General features: G+C 55.3%; 14 protein-coding genes and 1 riboswitch. Of the genes, 10 read left to right on the forward strand and 4 right to left on the reverse strand.

Annotated features, from left to right (window positions below):
- Positions 1-148 precede the first annotated feature (148 nt).
- The 3 genes from guaA (at position 149) to NQZ67_RS11435 (ending at position 3,839) form a co-directional block, all read left to right on the forward strand.
- A complete protein-coding gene (gene guaA / locus NQZ67_RS11425; RefSeq protein WP_257445543.1) occupies positions 149-1,687 on the forward strand; it encodes a glutamine-hydrolyzing GMP synthase in 1,539 nt (512 codons plus the stop codon).
- A gap of 202 nt (positions 1,688-1,889) precedes the next feature.
- Entirely contained in the window at positions 1,890-2,450 is a 561-nt protein-coding gene (locus NQZ67_RS11430; protein ID WP_257445544.1) for a tetratricopeptide repeat protein, read from the forward strand.
- A 150-nt stretch (positions 2,451-2,600) separates the two neighbouring features.
- Entirely contained in the window at positions 2,601-3,839 is a 1,239-nt protein-coding gene (locus NQZ67_RS11435; RefSeq protein WP_257445545.1) for an MFS transporter, read from the forward strand.
- A 214-nt stretch (positions 3,840-4,053) separates the two neighbouring features.
- Here the strand turns inward: NQZ67_RS11435 and trhO are convergent, their stop codons facing one another.
- Positions 4,054-4,947, reverse strand: a complete 894-nt coding sequence (gene trhO, locus NQZ67_RS11440; protein WP_257445546.1) for an oxygen-dependent tRNA uridine(34) hydroxylase TrhO — start codon at positions 4,945-4,947, stop codon at positions 4,054-4,056.
- A 155-nt stretch (positions 4,948-5,102) separates the two neighbouring features.
- Between trhO and NQZ67_RS11445 the strand changes: the two genes are divergently transcribed.
- From NQZ67_RS11445 to NQZ67_RS11460, 4 genes are all read left to right on the forward strand, one after another.
- Positions 5,103-5,957, forward strand: coding sequence for a helix-turn-helix transcriptional regulator (locus tag NQZ67_RS11445; RefSeq protein WP_257445547.1), 855 nt, complete (start codon positions 5,103-5,105; stop codon positions 5,955-5,957).
- A 113-nt stretch (positions 5,958-6,070) separates the two neighbouring features.
- The gene (locus tag NQZ67_RS11450) at positions 6,071-7,048 is read left to right on the forward strand and encodes an N-acetylglucosamine kinase (RefSeq protein ID WP_257445549.1); all 978 of its coding nucleotides are present in this window, start codon (positions 6,071-6,073) and stop codon (positions 7,046-7,048) included.
- Positions 7,049-7,090: 42 nt separating this feature from the next.
- Positions 7,091-8,392 (forward strand): 6-phospho-beta-glucosidase, encoded by a 1,302-nt coding sequence (locus NQZ67_RS11455; protein WP_257445551.1) that lies wholly within the window; start codon positions 7,091-7,093, stop codon positions 8,390-8,392.
- Between the two features lie 179 nt (positions 8,393-8,571).
- Complete coding sequence (locus NQZ67_RS11460; RefSeq protein ID WP_257445554.1) at positions 8,572-9,834, forward strand: mechanosensitive ion channel family protein; 1,263 nt, start codon at positions 8,572-8,574, stop codon at positions 9,832-9,834.
- Positions 9,835-9,884: 50 nt separating this feature from the next.
- Here NQZ67_RS11460 and cobA read toward each other — a convergent pair whose 3' ends face one another.
- Genes cobA through nirB form a run of 3 tightly spaced genes read right to left on the reverse strand, consistent with a single transcriptional unit; the run spans position 9,885 to position 13,492 of the window.
- Positions 9,885-10,661, reverse strand: coding sequence for a uroporphyrinogen-III C-methyltransferase (gene cobA, locus NQZ67_RS11465; protein ID WP_257445556.1), 777 nt, complete (start codon positions 10,659-10,661; stop codon positions 9,885-9,887).
- Positions 10,662-10,696: 35 nt separating this feature from the next.
- Entirely contained in the window at positions 10,697-11,011 is a 315-nt protein-coding gene (gene nirD, locus NQZ67_RS11470; protein WP_257445558.1) for a nitrite reductase small subunit NirD, read from the reverse strand.
- A gap of 39 nt (positions 11,012-11,050) precedes the next feature.
- On the reverse strand, positions 11,051-13,492 hold the full coding sequence (gene nirB / locus NQZ67_RS11475) for a nitrite reductase large subunit NirB (protein ID WP_257445560.1): 2,442 nt from the start codon (positions 13,490-13,492) through the stop codon (positions 11,051-11,053).
- Between the two features lie 393 nt (positions 13,493-13,885).
- Here nirB and NQZ67_RS11480 point away from each other — a divergent pair, with 393 nt between their 5' ends.
- From NQZ67_RS11480 to NQZ67_RS11490, 3 genes are all read left to right on the forward strand, one after another.
- Complete coding sequence (locus NQZ67_RS11480; RefSeq protein ID WP_257445562.1) at positions 13,886-14,503, forward strand: ANTAR domain-containing response regulator; 618 nt, start codon at positions 13,886-13,888, stop codon at positions 14,501-14,503.
- Positions 14,504-14,547: 44 nt separating this feature from the next.
- A complete protein-coding gene (locus NQZ67_RS11485; RefSeq protein ID WP_257445564.1) occupies positions 14,548-15,582 on the forward strand; it encodes an anthranilate phosphoribosyltransferase in 1,035 nt (344 codons plus the stop codon).
- A 101-nt stretch (positions 15,583-15,683) separates the two neighbouring features.
- A riboswitch (purine riboswitch) is annotated at positions 15,684-15,784 on the forward strand.
- 121 nt (positions 15,785-15,905) lie between these two features.
- Positions 15,906-17,291: an NCS2 family permease gene (locus NQZ67_RS11490; RefSeq protein WP_257445566.1), complete on the forward strand. Its 1,386-nt coding sequence runs from the start codon at positions 15,906-15,908 to the stop codon at positions 17,289-17,291.
- Positions 17,292-17,474 lie beyond the last annotated feature (183 nt).

Here is a 17,474-nt window from a genome sequence, read left to right on the forward strand (position 1 = left end):
GAAAGAAAGCCCGCGATAGAGTCGCCGCCGGCTGGAACGCGAAGTTGCCGTCAGGCGATTTTGCTCCGCGAATCCTGCGCCGTTATCGCCTTGACGCGCTCAGAGCGCCTTATATATAATTAGTAGATCAATTGAGGGAGGCTCGGTCATGACGAAGCAAAACGAAATTATTGTTGTCCTCGACTTCGGTGGACAATACAACCAGCTGATTGCGCGCCGCATCCGCGATTTGGGCGTGTATAGCGAGCTGCTGCCATTCAACACGCCGGTGGAACGGATCCGCGAACTGCAGCCGAAAGGCATCGTGTTCTCGGGAGGACCGGCTAGCGTATACGAGGAGAATTCCCCGCTTGTCGACCCGGCGGTGTACGACCTGGGCGTTCCGATCTTCGGCATCTGCTACGGCATGCAGATGATGTCCCACCAGCTGAGCGGCAAGGTAGAGCGCGCGGGCAAACGCGAGTACGGCAAAGCGGAAGTGGAATTCACGGAGGGCAGCCATATCGTTCACGGTCTGGAGAGAGTGCAGACGGTATGGATGAGCCACAGCGATCTCGTCATCGAGCCGCCTGCGGGCTTCCGCGTAGACGCGAGCACGGAGCATGCGCCGATCGCGGGCATGAGCCATCCGGAGCGCGGCCTGTACGCGGTGCAATTCCATCCGGAAGTGCGCCACTCCGTATACGGCAACGAGATGATCCGCAACTTCCTGTACAACATCTGCAAATGCGAAGGCAACTGGTCCATGGAGTCGTTCATCGATGACACGGTGCGTGAAATTCGCGAGCAAGTGGGCAACAAAAAAGTGCTTTGCGCCCTGTCCGGCGGCGTGGATTCCTCCGTCGTGGCGATTCTGCTGCACAAGGCGATCGGCGATCAATTGACGTGCATGTTCATCGATCACGGCTTGCTGCGCAAAGGCGAAGCCGAGAGCGTTATGGAAACGTTCGTCGGCAAATTCGATATGAAGGTGCTTAAGATCGACGCCAAGGATCGTTTCCTCGGCAAGCTGAAGGGCGTCGACGATCCGGAGCAGAAACGTAAAATCATCGGCAACGAATTCATCTACGTCTTCCAAGAAGAGTCGGACAAGCTCGACGACTTCGAATTCCTGGCGCAAGGCACGCTGTACACGGACATCGTGGAGAGCGGCACGGCTACGGCGCAGACGATCAAGTCGCATCATAACGTGGGAGGCTTGCCGGAGGACATCAAGTTCAAGCTCGTCGAGCCGCTGAAGGCGCTGTTCAAGGACGAGGTTCGCAAAGTCGGCGAAGAATGCGGTCTGCCTGAGGCGATCGTATGGCGCCAGCCGTTCCCGGGTCCGGGTCTCGCGATCCGCGTGCTGGGCGAGGTAACGGAGGAGAAGCTGCACATCGTGCGCGAATCCGACGCGATCCTGCGCGACGAAATCGGCAAAGCCGGTCTCGACCGCGAGATTTGGCAGTACTTCACGGCGCTGCCGAACATGAAGAGCGTAGGCGTCATGGGCGATGCCCGTACGTATTCCTACACCGTCGGCATCCGCGCGGTCACGTCCATCGACGGCATGACGGCCGACTGGGCGCGCATTCCTTGGGACGTTCTCGAGAAAATTTCGGTTCGTATCGTTAACGAAGTCGACAACGTCAACCGCATCGTGTATGACGTAACATCGAAGCCGCCGGCTACGATCGAGTGGGAATAGAGTTTAAGACCGCTAAAGGATAAACAATCCAAATACTCTCCTTTATTTGCATGATTTCGCGAATAAAGGAGAGTATTTTTTTATTTTGTCGAAGACAGGTGTTTTAATAAATGGTACAATGTGGTCGGTTTATGTAACTGGAAGAAAATGATATTGTTGCAGGTTAAAGCGAGCGCGCGTGCGCGGGAAGGAACCATCCAAATTGAAATTATTTATGATTATTGTTGCAACGTTGCTCATAGGGACAGCATGTACTTCCAAAGAATATAAGGCCCAAATGGCCGCGGGAGAAGAAGCATTGTCTGAGCAGAAGTTTGACGAAGCTGCTAGGGCTTTCACCATAGCCATAGAAGAGGGGGAGCATGATCGGAAAGCTAAGGACCGGCTAGCCGCAACGGAGAAAATGAAGGTAGAGGCAGAGGTTGCGGCAATCCTTGATCAAGGGAAGAAAGCGTACGACGATGGGCGGTATGAGCTTGCCATTTCGACGTTAAGCGCCTTATTGGAAAAGCACGAAGGCAACTTGGAGATCAGACCTTATGTAGTGGATGCCAAGCTTATCTTAGCTCATGCGATATTCGACTTACGATTAGCGGAGGGCAAACAATATGTTGAGAACGGGCAATATAAAGATGCGATCGAAGCTTTTAACGCCGCGCTAAAGCTAAGGCCATACGACAAAGCCGTTAAGGAGTTAAGACAAGGCGCGCAGCAAAAACTAGACGAGCTTACCGGCGATCAATTAAAGCTGCATAATTGTTAGATCGGCTTGAATCAAAGTAATCGTAAACGAGCACGCTCTCTTCTAGCTGGATGGTACGGCGGATAGAAGGGGAGCTTTTTTTGTTGGACGAATTCGCCCCGCCTTGTTAGGATAGGTAGAGCAGATTAAACTTCCGGGAGGATCATCGTTTTGACTCATACGTTATTCCCGCGGCTCAAGGGCAACAGCAGAGGCTGTCTCGCGTTCGAGCCGTTGTTTCTTATTCCTTACAGTATGTTCGCCACCTATGCCACGATCTATATGAGCGAGCTTGGCCTTAGCGAGACGCAGATCGGCTGGGTGACGACCCTTACGCTAGTCGTGCAAGTGTTTTCGTCGTTTTTAAGCGGTTATTTGACCGACCGTATGGGCCGTAAGGCGGCGCTTCTGACCTTCGATTTGCTTAGCTGGTCGGTCGGCACGCTGCTCTGGGCGGTATCGCAAAACTTCTGGTTTTTCGCGGCCGCAGCCATCATTAACGGCTTCCAGCGCGTTCCCCATACGGCCTTCTATTGTCTTCTTGTCGAGGACACGGAGCCGAGGGAGCGAACCTATGTGTTCACCGTGCTGCAGGTGATCGGCGTCATCGGCGGCTTGTTCGCTCCGCTTGGCGGACTTCTCGTCCATCATTACGGCATGGTCACGGGAGTCCGTATCATGTACGTCTTAGCCTTCGTCTTGATGACGGCCCAGTTCCTCGGACGTCATTATACGACTCGAGAGACGGAGATGGGGCTGCGGAAGAAGCGCGAAGCGCGGGAGCTTGGACTTAACGCCAGTCTGAGGGATTATCTTGCGACAATCCGCGCCGTGCTGGCGGATCGGGGGCTGCTCCTTATGTTTGGTGTCTACATCCTGTTCAACTTCCAAATGACGGTGAAAGGCACGTATCTCTCCTTGTTTCTGGCGGATGAGCTCGGTATGGCGGAGGATTGGATTTCGCTGGTGCCGGCCGTTTCTTCGGTCGTGATGCTGCTAGTGTTATGGCAAGTGATACCGCGTATTCCGGAGCGGCTGATGAACCGCACCATGCTGTGGGGGTTCATCTTGTCAGCCGTATCGAACGCGATTCTCGCGCTGACGCCGACGGGCGCCATGGGCTGGATTGTCGCCAGCACGGTACTGGCCGCCGGCGCGACGATGATTACCGCGCCTTACCTGGAATCGGCCGTCGCCAACGCGATAGACGATGAACGGCGCGCGAAGATGTTCGCCGTCTTGTCCGTCCTCGTGCTCCTTGCCGTCTCCCCTTCGGGCATTATCGGCGGCTGGGCCTATTCGGTCGATCCGCAAATCCCGATCTGGCTTGTAACGGCGGCATTTTTGCTGAGCATTCCGCTTCTCTTGGCAGGGGCGCGCAGGAGCAAGGAAGCGAATACGGCGCAATGAAGCTGAAGCCATTGCATCATTTTTTTCAGTGGCCCGTTTTCCAACACGTCCAAGGATGGTAGCTGATAGAGAATTATTTAGTTGGAGTTAGTTCTCTGCTTCCCGCGGTTGGCCGGCGGCTGATCAGACGGCGGCGGTCGCATAAAAACAGGCCCTCAGATCCATTCATGGATCCGAGGGCCTGTCCTTTTATAAAGCATGGCGGAGTATCGCCTTAACCGACATTCACATGATCTTCGCATTCCTGCGAGCAATAGCCTTGATGCTCGGCTTCGCAGTCCGGGCATACGATATGCTGGCGGTGGCAGGTGTCGTCCGCGCAGTTGATATATTTGTCCGCGGGCTGTTCGCAGTGGTAGCACTTGCCGATGACGATATCCTCGTCCGTACGATTGATTTGGACGGAAATCCGCTCGTCGAACACATAGCATTTGCCGTCCCACAATCTTCCTTGCACCTCTTCGTCCTTGCCGTAGGTGACGATGCCGCCTTCCAGCTGATAGACGTCCTTGAAGCCTTCGCTAAGCATGACGCCGGTCAGCTTCTCGCAGCGAATGCCTCCGGTGCAATAGGTAATAATAGGCTTATCCTTAAACTCGGACATATTCTCGCGAAGCCACTCGGGAAATTCTTTGAACGTCTCGAGATCGGGTCTGATCGCGCCACGGAAATGCCCGAGATCGTATTCGTAGTCGCTGCGTCCGTCCAGCACGATCACGTCTTCCCGCTGCAAATATTCATAAAACTCCTTCGGAGACAGACGGGTGCCGCTGAGCGTATTCGGGTCAAGCGGTTTGTCGTAACGCAGCGTCACGAGCTCTTTCTTGTAGCGGACGAAGATTTTTTTGAAGGCGTGACCTTCAGCCTCGTCAATTTTAAACACGATGTCGGAAAATAACGGATTGGCGCGCAGATCGCGCATATATTGCTCCGTTTGTTCGACGGTTCCGGAGATGGTGCCGTTAATGCCTTCGTCCGCGATCAGGATGCGGCCTTTCACGTTCAGCTCCTTGCAGTAGGCCAGGTGCTCGGCGGCGAATTGCTCGGCATCGGGCACGGCAACGAATTTATAATACAATAAGATTTGGTATTTGGTATTGTCGTTCATGGCGTTAATCCTTTCATGTGCGAGGTTAGTCTATCCTTCTATTGTATAGGACGCGGGACAAGGTCTCAACTGAAAAGACTTCCACTAATGGTTCGCATCTTCTCCGCGCGCCGAAGCTTTGGTATACTTTGTACAAAAAAGCGGGAGGAACGTCGATGTTGAAGCCGAATCCGCCGATCGTCCGGGATCAGATTGCGCTGCCGCAAGGCTTCCCTCTTCTCGTCTCGCAGACGGAAGGCGTAAGTCCGCCGTTCCAGCGTCTTCACTGGCACGACGCTCTCGAAATCAATTATATCGTGGACGGAAGCGGCTATATTCTGATCAACGGAAGCAAGCATGAGCTAGTGCGGGGAGATATCGTCCTCATTAACTCCAATGACTTGCATCGCGCCTTCGAAACGGACGGACTGGTGATGGGGATCGTCATGTTCGATCCGGCTTATCTGGCGCTCGAGCAGCGATACGATACGGAGCTGCTCAACCCGTTCAGGGAGACGGGCTTCCGATTCGACAACGTGCTCGACCGGAACAACCCTGAGCTGCCCCGTCTGGCAGCGCTGCTGAAGGAATTAACGAGCGAATTCAGAAGCAAGGAGCCCCATTACGAGGCGGTCGTCCGATCGCAGCTTGTCCGATTTCTCGCCTACGTGAACCGTTATTTCGCGAAACGGATGACGGGCCGGGCCAGCCGAATGCGGGGCATGGAGACAATTCGCCAGGTGCTCCGCGGCATGGAGGAGCAAATCGCTTATCCATGGACGCTGGGAGAGCTTGCGGAGCTGGCGCATCTAAGCCCGTCGCGGTTCAGCGCGTTGTTCGCAGGCATCGTCGGCACGTCGCCAATGGATTATTTGATCCAGCTGAGACTGTCCCGCGCGGTCGATCTGATCGAGTCGACGGAGCTGAAAATGATCGATATCGCGGCGGAATGCGGCTTTCGCAATTTGTCCAATTTCAACCGGCTGTTCAAGGGGCACGTCGGCAAGCTGCCGTCCGAGCTTCGAGCCTAATCCCACAAAAAACAGTAAGATCCTATCAGAACATCGTTCCTTTTGCGTAGAGGGGGGATGTTCTTTTTTATTATAGTGGATGTAGATCAAAATAACTCAGGTGGTCAAGGAGCGTGGGGGATATCATATTTCTCGGGATAGATGCGGGGGGCACGAAGACGCATGCCCTTCTGGTGAACGGGCAAGGGGAAGTGCTTGGCCGCGGGCATAGCGGCAACGGCAACCATCAGACCGCGTTCCAAGCGGCGCGTACGCATATCGAAGAAGCTTGCGACGCGGCTCTCGCGGAGGCGGGCGTCAACAAAGAACAGGTGACCTTCGCTTATTTCGGCCTTGCAGGCGCCGACCGCGAACCGGATTACGCGATTTTGCGGCCGATGATCGCCTCGCTTGGTTATGAACGTTACGCGATCGCCTGCGATACGATGATCGGCATGCGCGCCGGAACCAGCCGGGCGTATGGGGCCGTAATCATTAGCGGAACCGGGTTCAATGCGGCCGCGCGCAACGCGTCGGGCGAGGAGCTTCAGTACGGAGGCTTCGGTTATCTGTTCGGCGACGGTATGGGATCGGGCAGCGATCTTGCGGTGCACGCGTTCCGGACGGCGATCCGCTCCTGGGAAGGACGCGAGCAGCCCTCCGTGCTGCAGTCGACGGTGCCGGCCAAGCTCGGATATCTATCCGTGCAGGCGATGTACGACGACGCGCTGGACAATGGGAAGCGTCCGCCCGCGGAGCTGGCGAAGCTGGTCTTCGAAGCGGCCGCGGCGGGAGATGCGCCCGCGATTCGCATTCTGGAGGAAGCGGGACAAGAGCACGCGAACGCGGTGCTGGCGCTTGTCCGGAGGCTTGGCATGCAGAAGGAGACGTTCGATGTCGTGCTGACGGGCAGCGTCATGATGAGAGGCAGCTCGCCGCATATGGTGGACGCCATCCAAGCCGCCATCGCCGCGGGGGCGCCGAACGCCTCCGTCGTGAAACTGACGGTCGATCCCGTCATCGGAGCGGTCATGAGCGCGATGGATAGCGCCGGGCATGCGATCGACGGCGAGACGGATGCTAGGCTGCGCGGCATTATTTTACCACAATAGAATGAGCCACGATAAAGGTTTTCTCATAAGGAGGGCATACCCATGAACAAAAAAGCGTTAAAAATCGCCGTCATCGGCGGCGGATCGTCCTACACGCCGGAAATCGTGGAGGGCTTCATCAAGAGGTACAACGAGATGCCGATCAAGGAGCTGTGGCTCGTCGATATCGAGCAAGGGCGCCGCAAGCTGGAGATCGTCGGCGAGCTCGCGAAACGCATGGTCGAGCAGTCGGGATTGCCGATCGACGTCCGACTGACGCTGGACCGCCGCGAAGCGATCGCCGGTGCGGATTTCGTTACGACGCAGATGCGCGTCGGTCTGTTGGAAGCGAGGAAGCGTGATGAGCATATTCCGATCAAGCATGGCGTTATCGGCCAAGAGACGACAGGCCCCGGGGGCATGTTCAAGGCGCTGCGCACGGTGCCGGTCATTCTGGATATTTGCAAGGACATCGAGGAGCTGGCTCCGGATGCATGGCTGCTTAATTTCACGAATCCGGCGGGGATCGTTACGGAAGCGGTTCAGAAGCACAGCAAGGTGAAGACGGTCGGATTATGCAACTCCCCGATCAATTTCTACAAATATTTGGCTCGCGAATACGGCGTGACCGAACGTGACGTGCTTCCGGAATTCGTGGGCATCAACCATCTGCACTGGGTCACCGCGGCATACGTGAACGGGGAGGATAAGCTGCCGGAGCTGATCGGCGCCGGCAAGGAGTATACGGCGTCGAACGTGACGGCGCTCGATTGGGACGCGGATTTCCTTCGTTCTCTCGGAGCGATTCCGACGTATTATCTTCGCTACTTCTACATGACCGACAAGATGTACGCGGATATGAAGGAATCGCTGGAGAAGAACGGCACGCGCGCCGACGTAGTCAGCCGCGTGGAAGCGGAGCTATTCGAGCTGTATCAGGACGTGAACCTGAAGGAGAAGCCGAAGCAGCTGGAGCAGCGCGGCGGCGCCTACTATTCGGAAGCGGCCGTTAATTTGATGCATGCGCTCTATACCGACAAAAGCGATATTCAGACGCTGAACGTTCGTAATGAGGGCATCATTCCTTTCCTGCCGGCCGACGCCAGCATCGAAGTGAATTGCGTCGTCACCGCGCAAGGACCGATTCCGATTCCGCCGCGTAACGTGCCGGAGCAGATCAAAGGGCTGCTTCACGCCGTCAAGACGTACGAGTCGCTCACGATCGAGGCGGCCATTACCGGCGATCGGGGCATCGCCCTGCAGGCGCTCGTCCATCATCCGCTCGTGCCGAGCGTCTCCGTGGCGAAGACGCTTCTAGAGGAGATGCTGGAGGCGAACAAGGACTATTTGCCGAAGTTTTTTTAGAGAATAGATGATACGTGATTTAGGCAGCCCTGGACGATAACGAATCGTTCAGGGCTGTTATCGTTGGTCGTAAGCGGCCGAGGTTGACGGGGGAGAGGGGGTTCGCTACGATATAACGATACCCTCCGTCCGCAGCTTGTGATGCCGCACGGCGGAGAAGTATTCTGGAGGAGGTAGGTATGGATTTTATCAAAAAAGAGCTTGTCGAGCTTGGAGTCGATTCGGGAGTAGCCGCGTATCTCGCGGCAATAGCCGTGATCGCGGCTATTGGCTTGCTTTGCGTCGCCGCCAATTGGCTGACCAAGAGAGTCGTATTGGGTGTTGTCACCTCGTTGGTCGAGAAGAGCCGGTTTCAGTGGAACCATTATCTGCTGAAGCGAAGGGTCATCCATAAGCTGTCGCATATCGTGCCAGCCATTATCATCTATTATGGTTCGTTCAGCTTTACGGACTATCAGCCGATCATCGAGAAAGGCGTCATGATCTATATCGTCGTGGTGCTGCTTATTACGGTCGATGCCGTTTTGGATGTCCTTAACGATGTATATACCACGTACGACATAGCGAAGATGAGGCCGATCAGGGGCTACATCCAAGTATTTAAAATCATTTTCTATATGATCGGTATCATTCTAGTCATCTCGAATCTGATCGGGGAGAGTCCGCTCATTCTGCTTAGCGGGATCGGGGCTCTATCGGCGGTCATCATGCTTATCTTCAAGGATTCGATTCTCGGGTTGGTAGCGGGCGTCCAGCTGACGTCCAACGATATGGTGCGAGTCGGGGACTGGATCGAGATGCCGAAGTACGGCGCGAACGGGGATGTCATCGATATCTCTCTCAACACGGTGAAAATCCAAAATTTCGATAAAACGATCACGACCATACCCACCTATGCGCTGATCTCGGATTCCTTCGTCAACTGGAGAGGCATGCAAGCCTCCGGGGGACGGAGAATCAAACGCTCCGTCTACATCGATGCCGGCAGCATCGCGTTCTGCACACCCGAGATGCTGGAACGCTACAAGACCATTCATCTCCTCGAGGAGCACATTCTCGACAAGGAGAGGGAGATCGAGCACTACAACCGCGAGCGTGGGATCGATCGCTCCAATCGGGTGAACGGAAGGGCGCTGACGAACATCGGTGTATTCAGGGCGTACGTCCAGCGCTATCTGGAGGAGCATCCCCGCGTGCATCGAGGCATGACCTGCATCGTCCGCCAGCTGCAGCCCGAGCCATGCGGCATTCCGCTTGAGATCTACGCCTTCTCGAACGATGTGGGCTGGGCCGCCTATGAAGGGATCCAGGCCGACATCTTCGATCATCTGTTCGCGGTGGCTCCGGAATTCGGCCTGCGGCTCTTCCAGAATCCGTCCGGGGCCGACTTGAAAGGCATGATCGGAACGGAGCGGGTTTACGGAAGGGCCGTCGACATGTAAAAAAGAAACCCGCGTTGCATCGGCTGCAACGCGGGTTCTATTTATTGTCATTATCCTATTAGGGATAAGGCATGCTGCTCGGCGCGCAGCAATTGCTCGCGGACCCGAACGACTTCTCCAATGATGATAAGCGCGGGATTGGACAATTTCATGGATACCGCAAGCGTATGAATATCGGCTAAAGTGCCCACGATTACGCGCTGGCTGGCTGTCGTGCCGCGCTCGATCAGAGCAACCGGCGTCGAGGCTGCTTTGCCGTGACGCAGCAGCTCCTCCCGGATGGAAGGCAGCTCGCTGACGCCCATGTAGATCGCCAGCGTATCGACGCCGTGAGCGAGCAAGTCCCAGCGGACATCCTTGCCCGGACCGTGGCAACGGCTGCCGGTCACGCAGGCGAAGGATGCCGCAAGTCCCCGATGGGTTAACGGGATGCCGGAAGAAGAGGCGGCGCCGATCGCGGACGTAATGCCGGGGACGAATTCGTAAGGAATGCCCCATTCCGCCAGCTCGAGCGCTTCCTCCGAGCCTCGGCCGAAGATGAGCGGGTCGCCGCCCTTCAGACGGACGACCTGACAGCCTTCTTGGGCGTAGCGGACCAGCGTCTTCTGAATTTGCTCCTGCGGCATCGTATGCGCGCCAGGAGCCTTGCCGCAGTCGATCAGAATCGCATGGGACGCCCGGTATTCGAGCAGCTCTTTGTTCACGAGTCTATCGTACAGAATGACGTCTGCTTGCTGGATGAGACGCATAGCTTTGACGGTAATCAGCTCGGGATCGCCTGGACCTGCTCCCACGATGTATACCTTCCCAGCATTTCTTTGCCTCATGGCCAATCCCCCCCATCCATGAATAAGAACAACGATTAGATCGTGACGTAGATCGAACCGCTCGCGTGGTCGATTTCGGTTTCGAAGGTATTGATGCAGCCGTCGTCCGGCTCCTGAACGCGTCCCGTCTTCAGGTCGATCTTCCAGTCGTGAAGCGGACAGTGCACGGCGTGGCCGCACACCATCCCTTCCGACAAGACGCCGCCTTTATGCGGGCACTTATTTTCAACGGCAAGCACGCTGCCGTCCGTCATTTTGAATACGGCGATTTCCAGATCGTTATATTTAATAGTGCGGGAGCCTCTAATATCGATTTCGTTCACGTTGGCCACAAACAACTTCGTTGTCATCTGGGTATCCTCCTCAAGCATAGTCTTATTCGCGGTCCGTTACAGCGTCGCGGGTTGCGTGGATTTCAGCGGCTCGAAGTTTTTGCGAAGTTCGTCCTTCTCCACGATTTCCTTCCATGGATCTGTCGTCAAGCTGAGCGTATGCTTGATCCGCTCCATAAGAGCCAGGCGGTCTTCCTGCTTCTCCAGCTTCTGTTTGACGTAGTCGAGGCCTACGCGCTCGATCCAATGCGCCGTACGCTCGTTCCAGCTCGCTTCCTCGCGGTACAGCTGCAGGAAGGCGTGACCCCATTCCATAACCTCGTCTTCCGTCTTCACGACGCCGATGACGTCCGTCGCGCGAACCTTCACGCCGCCGTTGCCGCCGACATGAAGCTCCCAGCCGCCGTCGATGGCGATGACGCCGAAGTCCTTGATCGACGCTTCCGCGCAGTTACGCGGGCATCCGGACACGGCGATCTTCACTTTGGCCGGCGTGTTCAGACGTTCGAACGCTTTCTCCAGCTTGATGCCCATGCCCATCGCATCTTGCGTGCCGAAGCGGCAGAACGTGTTGCCGACGCAAGTCTTAACCGTACGAAGCGTTTTGCCGTATGCGTGACCGGAAGGCATATCCAGATCCTCCCACATTTTTGGCAGGTCTTCCTTCTTCACGCCCAAGAGGTCGAGACGTTGTCCGCCCGTAAATTTCACGAGAGGCACTTCGTATTTCTCGGCGACCTCCGCGATCTTCTTCAGCTCCGAAGGGGAGGTCACGCCGCCGTATATCCGGGGAACGACGGAGAACGTGCCGTCTTTCTGAATGTTGGCATGATAACGTTCGTTCGTGATGCGGGATTCCTTCTCATCGATATATTCGTCCGGGTACAGCATACCCAGGTAGTAGTTCAGGGCCGGTCTGCACTTCGAGCAGCCTTCGGAGTTTTTCCATTCCAGAACGTTAATCACTTCATTAATGTTCGTGAGCTTCATACGCTTGATTTCGGCAACGATCTCGTCTCTGTCCAGGGATGTACAGCCGCAGATGCCTTCTTTGACCGCTTCGCCGGAACCGTCGGAGTAGATGCTCAGCAGGCCTTCGACAAGCGGCTTACAGCCGCCGCAGGAAGCGGACGCCTTGGTGCAGGATTTAATCGCGCTGACGCTATTGCAGCCCTTGCTCAGGATGGCATCCGCTACCGTTGCTTTGGATACGCCGTTACAGCCGCAGATGATCTCGTCGTCCGGCATCGCCTTAAGCCGCGCTTCCGGCGAGGAACCGCCGCCGCCTTGGCTTGGCGAGAAGCCGAGAAGCAGCTCCTTCTCGCGGCCTTCGATCGATTCGCCTTTCTTGATCAGCGAGAACAGCTCCGAGCCTTCGGACGTATCACCGAATAATACGGCTCCGACCAGCTTGCCGTTCTCGATGACCAGCTTCTTGTACGTGCCCGCCAGATCGTCCTGCAGCTTGAGCGAACGAGTTGTAGGGGTCTCCTTGAAGCTTCCGGCGGAGAATACGTCGACGCCGGATACTTTCAGCTTCGTCGAGGTGACGGAGCCGGTATAAGGGTCGGAATTGGCCCCGGCCAGAAGCTTGGCAAGAACGGCGCCTTGGTCGTAGAGCGGAGCAACCAAGCCGTAAGTGATGCCGCGATGCTCGGCGCATTCGCCGACGGCGTAGACGTTCGGCAAGTCGGTGCGGAGGAAATCGTCGACGACAATGCCGCGGTTGACGGTGAGGCCCGACGCTCTAGCCAGCTCGACCTCAGGCCGGATGCCGACGGCCATGACGACCAGGTCCGCGTCTACTTCCGTGCCGTCAGAGAACACAAGGCCGGTTGCGCGTTTTTTGCCTTTGATGTTGACCGTGCTCTTCTGGAGCAGGAACTTCATGCCCTGCGCTTCAAGCTCGCGCTGCAGCATTTTGGATGCCGCCTCGTCCAGCTGTAGATTCATCAGGTACGGGTTAATGTGCACGACGTTCACGTCCATGCCGAGATGGAGCAGTCCGCGCGCGGCCTCGAGTCCGAGCAGACCGCCGCCGATGACGACGGCTTTCTTGTACTGCTTGGAAGCATCGATCATTTTCTCGCAGTCGGCAATATCGCGGAAGCCGATGACGCCTTCTTTGTCGGCTCCCGGCAGCGGTAGGATGAATGCTTTGGAGCCCGTAGCAAAAATCACTTCGTCATAAGCGACTTTATGTCCGTTTTTGCTGTAAACCATTTTTTTGTCCGTGTCGATTTTCGTAACGGGGTCGCCGGTATGAAGCGTGATATTGTTTTCTTGGTACCAGCTCCAGTCGTTGATGACGATCTCCTTCATATCCGCTCCGCCGACAAGGACGGAGGATAACATAATCCGATTATAGTTAGGGTGCGGCTCGCTTCCGAAGATGGTTATCTCATATTTGTCCGGCGCTAGCTTGAGCAGATGTTCGATTGTTCGAACACCGGCCATTCCGTTACCGATAAGAACCAATTTTTTCTTCTGTGCATTCATGATCATTTCTCCCCTCTCACTCTGCCCACCTGATATGAATAGTCTGTTAGGCAAACGTACGACTGCCCGAGAATACGAAAAAGCCCGCTCTCGTACCGTGCGAGCAGATTTCTCCCCCGAATACGAAAGCAGGCTTCTTTGCCTAGTCAACCGAATACGCCATTGTACTGGTGACGCTATTCAATTTTTTTATTACTGCAACTATACATCAGGTTTTTAGTTCATGTCAATATATCTAACATAACAAAAGAGGGATAAACTTTTCTAGTGACACTCCGTCGTTTTTTGTGTTATATATAATCACATATGATTTCGATAAGATGAGGTTTGGACTACCGGCGTGATGAATTGTAACAGGATACAATTAAGTGGAATAGAAGGGGGAGCTTCTACATGCGTTCGTTGTTAGTCATGGAGCTGCTTTCGACAATCGAGAGGGCAGGCGCTGAGGCCATGCCAAACCAAACGACTAATAAACAATCCCCGGTTCTGCTTCTCGAAGATTACGGTTATCGTGTGCTGTACGCGAATAACGGCTTGCAAGCGGAGGAGCTGCTGGTAAGCGCGGATGCGACTATCCTGCACATGTCGCTCGACGGCGTGAAGGTGTGGGGCCCCCGGCTCGGCAAGCTGAGAAGCCTGCCCGTCTTGTGGTGGTGCAGCGAAGCGGCTGCCGCTTCGTCGGCCGAGTTTTGCGAGAGCGATATCCCGGTGGATGGTTTGCTTTCGCCTTCCATGGGAGAATGGGAGCTGCATTGGTCGCTTCATCTGGCGTCCAAGCAGCAGGCCGAGAGACAGCGATGGAAGCTGGAACGCAGACAGCTGGAGGACCGGCTGGAGGAACGCAAATGGATCGATCAGGCCAAGGGCATCCTATGTAAACTTAAGAATATATCGGAAGCGGAGGCTTACGAGGTGCTTCGCAAGCAAGCCATGAATGAAAGAAAAAGAATGGTCGACGTGGCGGCCAATATCGTTAAGGTGCATCAGCTGCTTCAGGACATGAAGTAAACGGGGGCGCCGCGCAATCGAAAGACGCTGAAGGAGGGCCTTGCATGCTCACAAAATGGTTGAAAGAAGTCGGAAGAGGCAAAAGAGGCGCTCGCGATCTGAATTACGAGGAAGCCAAAGACGCGGCGGAGCTTATCTTGGGAGGAAAAGCGACGCCTGCGCAGATCGGAGCCTTTTTTATAGCGGAGCGGATCAAGATGGAGACGGTCGAGGAGCTGGAGGCATTCGTCCATGTATGCAGGGCTTATTCGCACCGGACGACCGTGCACAAGGGCATGGATTGCGCGGGTCCGTACGACGGCCGCAAAAAAAGTTTCTACGCGACCTTTGCGACCGCGTTCGTCCTCGGCGCCGCGGGACTTCCCGTCACGCTGCACGGCACGGGCTCGCTGCCCCCGAAGTGGGGCATTACGCTTCAGGATATTTTGAAGGAAATGGACATCGAGATAGATTCCGTCACCCGTGAGCGCTTTATTGAAACGGCAAGGGAGACGGGCGTGCTGTACGTGTCGGCTGAGGAATGGTGTCCGCCGCTTCGCGAGCTTCGTTCGATCCGGGTCGAGCTCGGCATGCGCACGGTGCTGAATACCGCCGAGAAGCTGATTGATTTCGCGGGCTCTCCGTATTTGTTGTTCGGCGTTTACCATAACACGGTTTTCGAGCGGATGGCGAAGCTTTCGGAGAAGCTGGGCTATGAGCGGTCGCTGATCGTGCAGGGCGTGGAAGGCTCGGAGGATCTGTTCATCGAGCGGCCGACACGCACATACAGCGTCCAGAACGGCGAAGCGGTCCAGCAGATTATCGATCCGGACGCTTACGGACTCGAGACGGCGCTGCCCGAGATCGAATGGACGGCCGCTCTCCAGAAGGAAACGATCGAAGCCGTCCTTCAGGGCGGAGGCCATCTCGCTTTTGCCAACCAGGTGCTTCTGAACGCGGCGGTACGTCTTCATCTGGCGGGCAAAGCGGATTCCGTAGAGCAAGGCGTATACATGAGCAAGGCGCTGCTTGACGAAGGCGAGCCTTGGAAGCTCTATTCGAGATGGAAGAATTCCTTACAGACGATAAAGTCAGTCTGAAAACGTTGCATTTCCGAATAATGGAACGACGAATTATGACGAATATTCGTGAAAATTGTTGACAAAATGTCAGCTTCCTCCTTAAAATTGAGTCAGGAAAACAATAACCGCATAAAACTTTTCGTATAATCCCGGGAATCGGCCCGGGAGTCTCTACTCGGTCACCGTAAATGATCAGGCTACGAAGAGAGGAAAGCACGCGCGCGGCGGCCCCGCGCATGCTGCTTTCCCTTTTTGCAGAGCCTAGTAGAAATGCGTATTCATGCATTCCTTACTAGGCTTCTTTGTTTGTTCCAACACAATTTTGGGAGGGTTTTATCAAAATGAGAAGTTTCTTTCGCTTGAAGGAACTGGGGACAAATGTCAGAACTGAGTTTATGGCCGGACTGACGACGTTTATGACGATGGCTTACATCCTGGCGGTCAATCCGATTATTTTGACGCCGACTGGCCTGGATTGGACAGGCGTGTTCATCGCGACCGCGCTTGCAGCCGGTATTTTCACCATCGCGATGGGCGTCTTCGTTAACTTCCCTGTGGCTCTTGCTCCGGGCATGGGGCTGAACGCTTATTTCGCATCGGTCGTATTGGCGTCCGCCGCGACGGACCAGCCAATCTCGCCTGCGATGGGACTTACGGCCGTGTTTATCTCGGGTATTATATTCATCATTCTGACGGTTACTCAAATCCGTCAAATGCTGATTACAGCCGTTCCGGACAGCCTAAAACACGCGATTACAGTCGGTATCGGCTTGTTCATTGCCATTATCGGCTTGAAGAACAGCGGTTTGATGACCATTGCGGTTTCGAGCTTCTCGGATATTAAAGCGAATCAATTTACACCTGTTACGGGTAACGAAACGGTTATTCAACTTGGTAGCTTCCACAACGAGACGGTTGTGTTCACGATTATAGCGATCGCTTTGATCGCAATTCTGATGGTGCTCCGCGTGCCAGGCGCGATTCTGTTCGGCATTATCGGCACGACGATCATTGCTCTGCTGACCGGTCATGTGAACATCAGCGATGCAATGGAAGGAAAGACTTGGTTCCCTGATTTTGGCAAGCTGAACTTCTGGGATTTTGATTTTGCAGGCGTGTTCGAAGTGGGTTTGATTTCGGTCATCCTCACGTTTACGTTTGTTGAGTTGTTCGATACGTTCGGCACTCTTGTTGGCACGGCGAACCGTGCGGGCATCATGAAGAACCCGGAAGAGGGCAAGAAGCGCATCGGCAAAGCGATGCTCGTTGACGCGGTAGCGGTAGGCGGCGGCGCGATGCTCGGCACAAGTACTGTGACGGCTTACGTAGAGAGCTCCTCGGGTATCGCGCAAGGCGGACGTTCCGGCTTGACGGCGGTGTTCACGGGATTGTTCTTCTTGGCTTCCCTCTTCATCTCGCCGCTTATCGCTTTGGTTCCTGGCTCCGCTACGGCGGCGGCCCTGATCATCGTAGGCGTACTGATGATGCAATCCGTGAAGGAGATCGACTTCTCCGACATGGTGTACGGAATTCCGGCGTTCTTGACGCTTGCTCTGATGCCTTTCACGTACAGCATCGCGAACGGCATTTCGTTCGGTATCGTGTCGTACGTTCTGCTTGCGACAGTAGCCAACGCATCCGGCAAAGGCAAGTACAAGGTGCACTGGCTCATGTGGATTCTGGCCGTGCTGATCGTATTGCGTTACGTCCTCATGGGCGGAGAATAATAGAGGACACAAACAGAAAAAGGAAGGCAGCGCTGGGCCGGCGCTGCCTTCCTTTTTTGGTTCCGGTCGCTTAAGTTAGCTATCCCCTGTTCTCAGTTGAGTGTGCCGATTACGGTATTCCTGTCTCTTAAGTACACTATCCCGTGTACTCAGTTGTGGCTGCCGATGAGGGTGTTTCGGACG

The organism is Paenibacillus soyae (genome assembly GCF_024623455.1).
Classification (GTDB): domain Bacteria; phylum Bacillota; class Bacilli; order Paenibacillales; family Paenibacillaceae; genus Pristimantibacillus; species Pristimantibacillus soyae.